The sequence below is a fragment of the Kocuria sp. ICS0012 genome (assembly GCF_001665945.1).
In the GTDB taxonomy this organism is placed as follows: domain Bacteria; phylum Actinomycetota; class Actinomycetes; order Actinomycetales; family Micrococcaceae; genus Kocuria; species Kocuria marina.
Genome location: NZ_LZMM01000070.1, coordinates 1 through 11,716, shown reverse-complemented (window position 1 = coordinate 11,716; position 11,716 = coordinate 1). Strand labels below are relative to the sequence as shown.

The following is an 11,716-nucleotide window of genomic DNA, read 5'->3' as shown; positions in this document are numbered from 1 at the left end:
GTCGATCAGCTGTTAGGGGAAAAGGTGCAAGAAGTGCCCAGTAGTGGTTTTGAGGCGTGAGCGGGGCGGGGGCGCGGGCACAGGTGCGGGTGCGGATCGCGCAGGCACGCCACGTAGGATTGACCGGTGACCGAGCCCAGTACCGACGGCCCTCTCCTAGGCCCCGCCGAGATTCGAGAACTCGCCGAGCAAGCGGGGATCCGCCCCACCAAGACGCTCGGTCAGAACTTCGTGATCGATCCCAACACCATCCGCCGGATCGTGGCCGCCGCCCACCTGGGGCAGGACGAACACGTCCTGGAGGTGGGGCCCGGCCTGGGGTCGTTGACGCTGGGGCTGTTGGCGGCGTCGTCGTCGGTCACGGCCGTGGAGATCGACCCGCCCCTCGCGCGGCAGCTGCCCCAGACCGTGGAACGGTTCTTCCCGAGCGCTGCGGACCGGTTGTCCGTGGTGGAGGCCGACGCCGCCCGCGTGCGTGAGCTGCCCGGCGAGCCGACCGCGCTCGTCGCGAACCTGCCCTACAACGTGGCCGTGCCGGTGCTGCTGCACATCCTGGAGACCTTCCCGACCGTGCGCCACGGGCTCGTGATGGTCCAGGACGAGGTCGCTGACCGATTGGCGGCCGGGCCCGGGTCGCGCGTGTACGGCGTGCCGTCCGTGAAGGCCAACTGGCACGCGCACGTGAGCAAGGCCGGGGTGATCGGCAAGAACGTGTTCTGGCCCGCCCCGAAGATCGCATCCGGGCTCGTGCGCTTCGAGCGCCGCGAGCCCCCGGTCGCCGGGTCGCTGCGCCGGGACACGTTCGCGGTGGTAGACGCCGCATTCGCCCAGCGTCGCAAGACCTTACGGGCGGCGCTGAGCGGCTGGGCGGGGTCCGGTGCCCGCGCCGAGGAGATCCTGCGCGCCGCCGGTGTGGACCCCGCCGCGCGCGGTGAGCGGCTCGACGTCGCCGACTTCGCCCGGATCGCGGCAGCCGCCGGGACCGTAAGTTCAGAGGGGACGGAGGAAGTGGCCGGAGCCGATAGCCGACCCGGAGAAGTTCCGGGGAACCTCACGACTACACGAACCGCGTCTGCCACTGGGACGGCGCCGGACGAGCACCCCGCGGAAGCCGTTGGGACCGCGCCCCGAGACGGGTCCGGAGTGAACGACGTACCTGCCACCGACCCGGGGGAGCACCCATGAGCCCCACACCGACCCGGGTCAGCGCGAGCGCCCCGGCCAAGACGAACCTCGTGCTGCACGTGGGCAGCCCCACCCCGGACGGTTACCACCCCCTGGAGACCCTCTTCGTGGCCGTGGACCTGCGGGAAACCGTGACGGCCGCCGTGAATCCCGCGCTCGCCCGTCGTGGGGTGGGGATCCGCATCACCGTGGAGGCCGAGCGCGGTAGCGAGTACGCCCGCATGGTGAGCGAGGGAACCGCCCGCCTCTCCGATGTCCCCCTGGACGGGACGAACCTGGCCGTGAAGGCCGCGCTCGCGGTGTGCGAGGCGCTGGACGTCCCCGTGCCCGGACTCGAGCTACATGTCCGCAAGGCCGTGCCGGTCGCCGGCGGCATGGGCGGGGGATCCGCGGACGCTGCCGCCGCGCTCGTGGCGGTCAACCACCTTGTGGCCCGCCACGCGGGCGTCGCCCCAATGGATACGGACGAACTCCTCCGACTGGGCGCCGGCCTGGGCGCCGACGTGCCGTTCATGCTCCTGGGAGGTGCCGCGATCGGCCGCGGCACGGGAACCGAGGTGGAGTCGGTGGCCGCGGAGGAGCAATTGCATTTCGTGTTCGTCCCCCAGGACCAGGGCCTGTCCACACCGGCCGTGTACCGCCAGTGGGATGCCAATCACACGGTGACGAACGCGTCGAGGAGGAGTGCCCCGCGCACCGGCATCGCCCCCGACCCCGTCCCCACCGCGGTGCTCACGGCCTTGGCCGACGCGGACCCCGATGCCCTCGCCGCCCGGATCCGCAATGACCTCCAGGGCCCCGCGATCCAGTTGCTACCCGAACTCGAGGGGCTGCTCAACCACGGCGTGGAACTGGGTGCGCTCGCCGGATGGGTCTCCGGGTCGGGCCCCACGGTGTGTTTCCTGGTGCGCTCGCGGGATGCCGCGCGCCGCCTCGTGCTCGACTTCGTGCGGGAACACCGCCACGCCCTCGCCGTGGCCGGCCCCGTGCCCGGCGCGCGGGTCGAATCGCGCGAATGAACCCGCCCGCCGGGGTGTCCCGGGGCAGAATCGGGTCAAGGTAGGCGCGTCACCACGGTTTCGAGGTCTGGGCCGGCCCGGGCGGTGCACTCCCCGAGCCCCCGGGTGAGGAGTCAGTCTTGGCCATCCGTCCGCAGCAGGTCCATCCCGTTCCCGAGCCACTCGTGCGCGCACTCGAGGCCCTGCGTCACGAGCTCAACATCCCCGACGACTTCCCACCGGCCGTGCACGACGCCGCTGTGGCCGCTGCCGCCGCACCGCGCCTACCGTCTCTGGACCGCACGGACCTCGAGCTCGTCACGATCGACCCGGAGGGCTCCCGGGACCTGGACCAAGCGGTGCTCATCGACACCGCGGATACGGGTTTCACCGTGTGGTACGCGATCGCCGACGTCGCCGCGTTCGTGCACCCGGGCGATCCGATCGATGTCGAGGCCCACCGCCGCGGCCAGACCCTCTACGCCCCGCACCAGCGCACGCCGTTGCACCCTCCCGAACTCTCGGAGGACGCCGCGAGTCTGCTGCCGCACACCGTGCGCCCCGCCGTGCTGTGGGAACTGGGGCTGGACGAACAGGGCGCACTCCGCAGCACATCGGTGCGGCGGGCCCTCGTGCGTAGCCGCGCCCAGCTGACCTATCGAGAAGTACAGGATCGGCTGGACGCGGGGACCGCGGGCCCGTCCCTCACACTGTTGCGCACCGTGGGGCAATTACGGGAACGGATCGAACGGGAACGCGGCGGGGTGAGCCTGCGCATCCCCGAGCAGGAAGTGGTGATCGATCACGAGCAGTGGCGCGTGGTCCACCGCAGTGCGCTGCCCGTGGAGGGGTGGAACGCCCAGATCTCGCTGCTCACGGGTATCGCCGCCGCGCAGTTGATGCTCGACGCCGGCACGGGCCTGTTGCGCATCTTGCCCCGCGCGGCCGACTCCGCGATCCGCAAACTGCGGGCCACGGCGGCCGCCCTGCGCATCCCGTGGCCCGAGGACGTCAGCTACCCGGAATTCGTGCGCGCACTCGATCCGCAGCTCGGGACCCACGCGGCCATGCTGCACGCGTGCACCCTGTTGTTTCGGGGGGCCGGTTACGAGGCGTTCCACGGCGCGGCCCCGGAGCATCGCGAACACTCGGCCCTCGCGACGTCGTACGCGCACGTGACCGCGCCGCTGCGCCGACTCGTGGACCGCTACGGGAGCGAGGTGTGCCTCGCGATCAGCGCCGGGAACCCCGTTCCCGAATGGGTGCTCGAGGCGCTGCCGCAGCTGCCGGCCGAGATGGAGGCGTCCGCGCGCAAGGCCTCGGCGTACGAGCGCGGGATCGTGAACATGGTCGAGACGCTGGCGCTGTCCGCGCACGTGGGCGAGAAATTCACGGCCACCGTGGTGGAGGTCAAGGACGACGGCGCTCGCGGCACCATCGTCATCCGCGAACCTGCCGTTGAGGTCATCCTCAAGGCCCCCGATTTGCCGCTCGGCAAAGAGGTCCGGGTGCGTCTCGTGCGGGCCGACGTCGCGGAGGGCTGCGCCGAGTTCGAACTCGTGTCCGACGTCGCCGGGTGACGCCGCCTGGTCCGGAACCTCGTCGCAGTAACCGGTCAGGCGGCGTCGTTAGCCTGGGAGAGAAGTGATGACGAACGACAGGAGGCAGTCATGTCCGTGGTGAAGATCAATGCCATCGAGGTCCCCGAGGGTGCCGGCGCCGAGCTCGAGGCCCGGTTCGCGGCGCGCAAGCACGCGGTGGACGGTGAGCCCGGTTTCGAGGGGTTCCAGCTGTTGCGCCCGGTCGCGGGGGAGAATCGCTACTTCGTGGTGACCACGTGGGCCACCCAGGGGGACTTCGAGGCGTGGCGGGACGGTAATGCCCAGGCCGCCCACGCCGGGGGTCAGCGCAAACCGGTGGCCACGGGTGCGTCGCTGCTCGAGTTCGAGGTCGTGGACCTGTAAGGCTCCCGGACTGGATCGGTCGGGAAGCGGCCGCGGTAGTAGCTGGGCGTGACGCCGAAGTGCCGCACGAACGCGCGGCGAAGGGTTTCGTCCGTGCCGAAGCCGGACAGTCGCGCGGTGTCCATGACGCCGTGCCCGCGGTCCAGCAGAGACTTGGCGGTTTCGACCCTGACCTGTTCCACGAATTTCCCCGGCGATACGCCCAGCTCCGCGGTGAACAGCCGGCTCAGATGGCGCACGCTCATGTGCGCGCGCCGGGCCAGCTCCGCCACCGGGGGTGCGGCCGCGGGGTCGCTCACGATATCGGCGCATAGCTCGCGCAGGGGAGCGGACGACGGCGCGGGCCAGTCCAGCGCGGCCGAGAACTGGGACTGCCCTCCCGCGCGCTGCATGTAGACCACGAGTTCCCGGGCCACGCCGTGGGCCAAGTTCCGCCCGTGGTCCACGGCCACGAGTGACAGGGCGAGGTCGATCCCGGACGAGATGCCCGCGCTCGTGAACACGGCTCCGTCCCGCACGTACAGCTCGTCGGGGTGTACGGTCACTACCGGGTAGCGGCGGGCCAGCTCGGCGGCGTGACGCCAGTGGGTCGTGGCCCGGCGTCCGTCGAGCAGGCCCGCCTCGGCCAGCGCGAACGCCCCGGTGCACACGCTCGCCACGCGGTCGCTATGGTCGGCGACGGCGCGCACTGCCGTGACGACGCCGTCCGGCACCGGGCGCGTGGCGAGGGATTCTCCACCGGCCACCAGCAGCGTGCCGATCCGGGGTGCGCCCTCCAGATCCGCGAGTGATTCGGTCGCGATCCGCGCGCCCACCGACGTCTCGACGTCTCCGCCGGACGGCGAGACGAAGCGCACCGCGTAGTCGGCACCCGCGGAGTTGGCCGCGGCGAAAACCTCAGCGGGTCCGGAGACGTCCAGCAGGGTGACCCCGGGGAACAGCAGAACGACGACGTGATGGCGGGCTGTCATGTGTTCAGTATGTCCGAATCCGAGGGGTTCCTGTCACTGTGGACCTGGCGGACGGGTGTGCAGCGAGCCCACAATGGAAAGGTGGGGCAGCGCGGCTCCTCAGCTGCAGCGGCCCCTGCCCGCCCATGCACGGCCCGCCCAGAACAGGAGTCAGCTCATGACCGACACCATTTCCGGCATCTCCGTCCCTGACAGCAAACTCGCCCGGGAGATCACCGAGTACATCCGGGACAACGAGGACGACCTGCTCTACCACCACTCCCGCCGCGTGTTCTTCTTCGGCGCGCTCGTGGGGCAGGCCCAGGACCTGAGCGTGGACCACGAGCTGCTGTATGCGGCGGCCATGTTCCACGATCGCGGCCTCACGGATACTTACTCCGACTCCATGCTGCGTTTCGAGGTGGACGGCGCGAACGAGGTCCGCGATTTCCTCCTGGAACGCGGTGCGTCGCAGGAGCGGGCGCACAACGCGTGGCTCGGGATCGCGCTGCACACGACCCCAGGGGTGCCCGAGTTCATGGCCCCGGAGATCGCGCTCGTGAGTGCGGGTGTGGAGACGGACGTGCTGGGCATGCACTTCGACGAGCTCACGGACGCCCAACGGCAGGCCGTGGTGGAGGTCCATCCCCGCCCGGACTTCAAGAACCAGATCCTCAAGGCGTTCAACGACGCCAACGTGCACCGCCCGCACTCCACGTTCGGGAACATGAACGCGGACGTGCTGGAGCACTTCGACCCGGAATTCAAGCGCGACAACTTCGTGGAGATCATCAAGGCGAATCCCTGGAGCGAGTGAGCTCCGGCTCGCTCGTCTACTCCAGCGCCTCGCCCAGCTCGAGCCATCGCAGCTCGAGTTCGTCCAGCTGCTCCTGCAGATCGGACTTCTGCGCCGCCAGCTTGCCGAGCCCTTCGAAGTCCGAGGGGTCCGCGGCGGCCATGGTCCCGTCCAATGCCTCGATCTGCTCGCCGAGTTTCTGCATCTTGCGTTCGACGGCGCCCAGTTCCTTCTGCGCGGCCCGCGCCTGCGCGCCGGACAGCCGCGGCTCGGAGGGGGCGGCGCCGTCGGAGGCAGGGGCAGTGCCAGAGGAGGAAGAGGACGCCGCAAGCGGGTTGGACGCCCCGGAGGAACCGGCTGCGGTGCCGGACGCCGCGGTCGCCGAGAGGTTGAGGTACTCCTCGACCCCGCCGGGCAGGTGCCGGAACCGGCCGTTGATTACCGCGTACTGCTGATCGGTCACCCGCTCCAGGAGATAGCGGTCGTGGGAGACCACCAGCAGGGTCCCGGGCCACGTGTCCAGGAGATCCTCCATGGCGGCGAGCATGTCCGTGTCCAGGTCGTTGGAGGGCTCGTCCAGGATCAACACGTTGGGCTCGTCCAGCAGGATGAGCAGCAACTGCAGGCGCCGCTTCTGTCCACCCGAGAGGTCCTTGACCGGGGTCTTCAGCTGCGCGGACGAGAACCCCAGCCGCTCGAGCAGTTGGGTGGGGGTCATCTCCTTGCCGTCGGTCACGTAGGAGGTCTTCTTCCGGGCGACGACGTCCGAGACCCGGTCGTTCGCGACGTCCTCGAGCTCGGCGAGCTGCTGGGTCAAGGTCGCGATCTTGACGGTCTTCCCGCGCTTGACCCGCCCCGTGGTGGGCTCCACGGCACCCGTGACGAGCCCCAGGAGCGTGGACTTGCCCGCGCCGTTGACGCCCAGGATGCCCGTGCGCTCCCCGGGGGCGATCAACCACGTGACGTCCTGCAGCACGCGTGTCCGCCCGGAGGCGCCAGGCGAAGAGGCGCCCGACGAAGCGGCAGTCGCGGCGCCGTCGTCGTCCGCGGAAGGGCCGGACGGACCGGACGAACCCGCGGAACCGGAAACGGCGGGGGAGGGGAACTCCACCGACACGTCCTCGATGTCCACCACGTCCTTGCCCAACCGGGACACCGCCATGCGGGACAGCGACACGGAATCGCGCGGCGGCGGGACGTCGGAGATCAACTGGTTGGCGGCGTCGATGCGGAACTTGGGCTTGGACGTGCGCGCGGGTGCCCCGCGGCGCAGCCATGCGAGCTCCTTGCGCATGAGGTTCTGCCGCTTCTGCTCCACCACGGCGGCCTGCCGGTCGCGCTCTACGCGCTGCAGCACGTACGCCGCGTACCCGCCCTCGAAGGGTTCCACGATCCGGTCGTGGACCTCCCACGTGTCGGTGCACACGGCGTCCAGGAACCAGCGGTCGTGGGTCACGACCACGAGCGCGCCGGCGTTCCTGGACCAGCGGTTGTTGAGGTGTTTCGCGAGCCACGTGATGCCGTCCACGTCCAGGTGGTTGGTGGGCTCGTCCAGGAAGATCACGTCCCAGTCGCCGGTCAGCAGGCTCGCGAGCGCGACCCGGCGGCGCTGCCCGCCCGAGAGCTGCCCCACGGGGGTGTCCCAGTCCACGTCCGAGACGAGCCCGGAGATCACGTCCCGCACCTTGGGATCCGCGGCCCACACGTAGTCGGGCACGTCCCCCACGACGGCGTGGCCCACGGTCTGGTCCGGGTCCAGCGTGTCGGCCTGGTCGAGCATGCCCACGGTCGTCCCGCTGCGCACGGTCACCCGCCCGGAGTCCGGTGCGATGCGCCCCGCGAGCAGTCGCATGAGAGTGGACTTGCCGTCCCCGTTGCGACCCACGATCCCGATCCGGTCGCCCTCGTCGATCCCCACGGTGACCGAGTCGAACACGGTCTTGGTGGGGTACTCGAGATGTAAGTTTTCTCCGCCGATCAGATGAGCCACCCGGCAAGGATACAAGCGCGCACCGACGGGCCGCGGCGTCGTCGTGCCGGCCGCGCGGCCCGTGACGCCGCCCCACACCCGGGATACGACGACGCCGCGACCGTGCCCGGGACGACTTGCCGCGGCGTCGTCCCCCGTCCCACGGGCGTGCGAGACTGTGTGCCATGCACGACGCAACAGGACGCGGGGAGACGCCCGTGGGAACCGTCCTGGACGATCCCCAGGGCCTCGCCGCGGCGGTGGCCCGGATCCGTGAGTTCCCGGGGCCGGTGGAGATCACGATCGGTGGGGACCACCCCGTGGGGCCGCACATGGGTTCGCTCGTGCGCCGCCAGGCCGCTCTACGCCTGCGCGAGGCCGGCGCGGAACCCCTGTTGTTGCGCGCGCCCGTGGCCGTGGACGACGACATCCCCGACGAGGGCGTGCTCGCGGCCGTGGACGACGCCCTGGAGCTGTGCCGCGGTGTGGGCGCCGGGTGGCTCGTGCTCGCCCTGGGCGGGGTGGCGCACCGGGGGCGGCAAAGGCGGCGGCTGTACTCGATGCTCGCCGCGCTCGCGGAAGCAGCGTCCCACCGCCAGGTCAAGCTCATGGTGCAGAACAGTACGATCGTGGAGGAAGTGGGCATGCTCATGGCCCTGCTGGACCGCGAGTACGACAACGGCACGCTGGACGTCACCGCCCCGGACGTCACCTCCATGGCGTGGGACGTCTCGCGTTCCCGGGCCGCCGGACAGGCCGACAACGCTGCGTGGGAGTACGTGCGCCGCGCCGCCGCACGCGCCCCCGTGCTCGTGCGCGGGATCACCGTGGAGGACGCCGAGACCCTGTCCCGGGGGCTCCCCGGATTCGAGGAGAACCGTGCAGCGGGGCGGGTTCTGCTCGTGCTGACGCGCTGAATGCAGATGATAAAGTGACGTCTCGTGCGTCCTCCGGGCGCACGCACATGTTGGCGCCCGCGGGTGACAACGCTCCGCCATGGTGTAATTGGCAGCACACCGGCCTTTGGAGCCGTGAGTCTAGGTTCGAGTCCTAGTGGCGGAACGCACGATACATCGAGGCGTAGATGGCCCCCACCGCCTCACGAGCAACCAGAGGAGTCTGCTCCGTGAGCACCATTGACACCGCGAGCACCGGGCAGAACCCCGCCGCCGTCATCGTCCTGGCCGCGGGTAAGGGCACCCGCATGAAGTCCAAGACCCCCAAGATCCTGCATGAGATCGGGGGTCGTTCCATGCTCGGCCACGCCTTGAAGGTGGCCCGCGAGCTCGCGCCGCAGCGCATCGTGGCCGTGATCCGTCACCAGCGCGATCTCGTGGCCGAGCACATCGCGGCCGTGGATCCCGAGGTCCTGACCGCGGACCAGTCGGACGTCCCCGGTACCGGTTCCGCCGTGGACGCGGGCCTCGAGGTCCTCGACGCCGAGACCCCCGTGAGCGGCACTGTGCTGGTGACCTACGGGGACGTCCCCCTGCTCATGGTGGACACGCTGCGCGAGTTCGTGGCGCACCACGATTCCCACGGCAACGCCGTGACGGTGCTGACCGCCGATCACCCCGAGCCCGGCAAGTACGGCCGGATCCTGCGGGACGAGCGCGGCGAGTTCGCCGAGATCAAGGAGTTCAAGGACGCCACGGACGCCGAGCGTGCCGTGAGCGAGGTCAACTCCGGGATCTTCGCGTTCGACGCCGCGGTGCTGCGGGATGCGCTCTCCCGCGTGGACACCGACAACGCCCAGGCGGAGAAGTACCTCACGGACGTCCCGCGTCTCGCGCGCGAGGCCGGCCACCGCGTGGACGCCTTGAAGATGACGGATTACATGGAGCTCGAGGGCGCCAACGACCGCGTCCAGCTCGCGGCACTGGGGCACTACCTCAACCAGCGCACCCTGGAAATGCACATGCGCAACGGGGTGTCCATCGTGGACCCCGCGACCACGTGGATCGACGACACCGTGGAGCTCGAGGCGGACAGCACCGTGCTACCCGGGACCCAACTGCACGGGCGTACGCGGGTCGCGGAGGACGCCGTCGTGGGCCCCGACACCACCCTGACCGACGTGATCGTGGGCCGCGGAGCGCACGTCACGCGCACCCACGGCAGCGATTCCGAGCTGCGCGCGGGCGCCACGGTGGGCCCCTTCGCGTACCTGCGCCCCGGCACGGTCCTGGGCGAGGACGGCAAGATCGGCACGTTCGTGGAGACCAAGAAGGCCACGATCGGACGCGGCTCCAAGGTCCCGCACCTGTCCTACGTGGGGGACGCCACGATCGGGGAGAACTCCAACATCGGCGCGGCCTCGGTCTTCGTGAACTACGACGGCGTGGCCAAGCACCACACCAGGATCGGCAACGACGTCCGCATGGGTTCGGACAACATGTACGTGGCCCCCGTGACCGTGGGCGACGGCGCCTACTCGGGTGCCGGGACCACCGTGCGCAAGGACGTCCCCGCCGGGGCCCTGGTGCTCACGGAGGGCAAGCAGGTCATCGTGGAAGGATGGGTGCAGGAGCACCGTCCCGGAACCGCGGCGGCACGCGCGGCCCAGGCCGCTCAAGACTCTGACCGCGACGACCACGCCTGAGTCCGGGCGCACGGCACGCGAGCAGTGATCCACAGGAATTCAAGGAAAGCGAGTTCACATGACCGGCATCACCAACACGGGTTCGAACCGCATGGTTCTGCTCTCGGGTCGGGCCCATCCCGAGCTCGCCAACAACATCGCCCGTGAGCTGGGCACCGAACTGGTCCCCACGGACGCGTACGACTTCGCGAACGGTGAGACCTACGTGCGCTTCGGTGAGTCGGTGCGCGGCGCGGACGCGTTCCTGATTCAGTCCCACCCCGCTCCCATCAACCAGTGGTTGATGGAGCAGCTCATCATGCTGGACTCCCTCAAACGGGCATCCGCCAAGTCCATCACCGTGGTCAGCCCGTTCTACCCGTACGCGCGCCAGGACAAGAAGCACCGCGGCCGCGAGCCCATCTCCGCTCGCCTGATCGCGGACCTCTACAAGACCGCGGGCGCGGACCGGCTGATGTCCGTGGACCTGCACACCGCGCAGATCCAGGGTTTCTTCGACGGACCCGTGGACCACCTCATGGCCATCCCGCTGCTGAGCGACTACGTGCGCTCCGTGGTGGATGTGGACAACGTGACCGTGGTGTCTCCGGACACCGGCCGTGTGCGCGTGGCCGAGCAGTGGGCCGAGCGCCTGGGCGGTGCCCCGCTCGCGTTCGTGCACAAGACCCGGGACATCACCGTGCCCAACCAGGCGGTGTCCAAGGAGGTCGTGGGCAACATCAAGGGCCGCACGTGCGTGCTGATCGACGACATGATCGACACCGGCGGAACGATCACCGGCGCCGTGAAGGTGCTCAAGGACCAGGGCGCGAAGAACGTGATCATTGCGGCTACGCACGCCGTGTTCTCCGGTCCCGCCGTGGAGCGGTTGTCCTCGTGCGGGGCGGACAAGGTGGCCGTGACCGACACCCTGCCCGTGCCCCCGGAGCACCAGTTCGAGAACCTCGAGGTGCTCTCGATCGCCCCGCTGATCGCCCGTGCCATCCAGGAGGTCTTCGAGGACGGATCGGTCACCAGCCTGTTCAACGGCCGCTCCTGACAACCGCCGGTGACCGCTACGACGCGGTTTCCGGTACGACGAAGGCCGGGACGGCACACGCCACCCCGGCCTTCGTCGTACTCGGGAGTCGTGGGGGGGGGGGGGGGGGGGGGGGGGGGGGGGGCGGCGGGCCCCCCCGGTGGGCGGGGCGGGGGGGGGGCGGGGCGGGGGGGGGGGGGGCGGCGGGGGGGGGGGGGGGGGGGGGGGGGCGGG

The 11,716-nt window shown here is 70.3% G+C and carries 10 protein-coding genes and 1 tRNA gene; 9 read left to right on the top strand and 2 right to left on the bottom strand.

Annotated features, from left to right (window positions below; genetic code table 11):
* Positions 1–126: 126 nt before the first annotated feature.
* From rsmA to A5728_RS11210, 4 genes are all read left to right on the top strand, one after another.
* The gene (gene rsmA, locus A5728_RS11225) at positions 127–1,185 is read left to right on the top strand and encodes a 16S rRNA (adenine(1518)-N(6)/adenine(1519)-N(6))-dimethyltransferase RsmA (RefSeq protein ID WP_064847162.1); all 1,059 of its coding nucleotides are present in this window, start codon (positions 127–129) and stop codon (positions 1,183–1,185) included.
* Entirely contained in the window at positions 1,182–2,204 is a 1,023-nt protein-coding gene (locus A5728_RS11220) for a 4-(cytidine 5'-diphospho)-2-C-methyl-D-erythritol kinase (protein WP_064847161.1), read from the top strand. The genes rsmA and A5728_RS11220 overlap by 4 nt, the downstream gene beginning before the upstream one ends.
* A gap of 119 nt (positions 2,205–2,323) precedes the next feature.
* On the top strand, positions 2,324–3,763 hold the full coding sequence (locus A5728_RS11215) for an RNB domain-containing ribonuclease (protein WP_064847160.1): 1,440 nt from the start codon (positions 2,324–2,326) through the stop codon (positions 3,761–3,763).
* Between the two features lie 90 nt (positions 3,764–3,853).
* Complete coding sequence (locus A5728_RS11210; RefSeq protein ID WP_064847159.1) at positions 3,854–4,147, top strand: antibiotic biosynthesis monooxygenase; 294 nt, start codon at positions 3,854–3,856, stop codon at positions 4,145–4,147.
* Here the strand turns inward: A5728_RS11210 and A5728_RS11205 are convergent.
* Positions 4,087–5,118: a GlxA family transcriptional regulator gene (locus tag A5728_RS11205; protein ID WP_064847158.1), complete on the bottom strand. Its 1,032-nt coding sequence runs from the start codon at positions 5,116–5,118 to the stop codon at positions 4,087–4,089. The two genes, A5728_RS11210 and A5728_RS11205, sit on opposite strands and share 61 nt — an antisense overlap.
* 157 nt (positions 5,119–5,275) lie before the next feature.
* Here A5728_RS11205 and A5728_RS11200 point away from each other — a divergent pair, with 157 nt between their 5' ends.
* Positions 5,276–5,914: an HD domain-containing protein gene (locus tag A5728_RS11200; protein WP_064847157.1), complete on the top strand. Its 639-nt coding sequence runs from the start codon at positions 5,276–5,278 to the stop codon at positions 5,912–5,914.
* Between the two features lie 16 nt (positions 5,915–5,930).
* Here the strand turns inward: A5728_RS11200 and A5728_RS11195 are convergent, their stop codons facing one another.
* Positions 5,931–7,883, bottom strand: coding sequence for an ABC-F family ATP-binding cassette domain-containing protein (locus A5728_RS11195; RefSeq protein ID WP_064847156.1), 1,953 nt, complete (start codon positions 7,881–7,883; stop codon positions 5,931–5,933).
* A 164-nt stretch (positions 7,884–8,047) separates the two neighbouring features.
* Between A5728_RS11195 and A5728_RS11190 the strand changes: the two genes are divergently transcribed.
* From A5728_RS11190 to A5728_RS11175, 4 genes are all read left to right on the top strand, one after another.
* Positions 8,048–8,779 (top strand): hypothetical protein, encoded by a 732-nt coding sequence (locus A5728_RS11190; RefSeq protein WP_064847155.1) that lies wholly within the window; start codon positions 8,048–8,050, stop codon positions 8,777–8,779.
* Between the two features lie 73 nt (positions 8,780–8,852).
* Positions 8,853–8,924: transfer RNA gene (locus A5728_RS11185), tRNA-Gln, on the top strand.
* 64 nt (positions 8,925–8,988) lie between these two features.
* The gene (glmU, locus tag A5728_RS11180; RefSeq protein ID WP_082943434.1) at positions 8,989–10,464 is read left to right on the top strand and encodes a bifunctional UDP-N-acetylglucosamine diphosphorylase/glucosamine-1-phosphate N-acetyltransferase GlmU; all 1,476 of its coding nucleotides are present in this window, start codon (positions 8,989–8,991) and stop codon (positions 10,462–10,464) included.
* A gap of 58 nt (positions 10,465–10,522) precedes the next feature.
* The gene (locus A5728_RS11175; RefSeq protein WP_064847154.1) at positions 10,523–11,503 is read left to right on the top strand and encodes a ribose-phosphate diphosphokinase; all 981 of its coding nucleotides are present in this window, start codon (positions 10,523–10,525) and stop codon (positions 11,501–11,503) included.
* Positions 11,504–11,716: the final 213 nt, after the last annotated feature.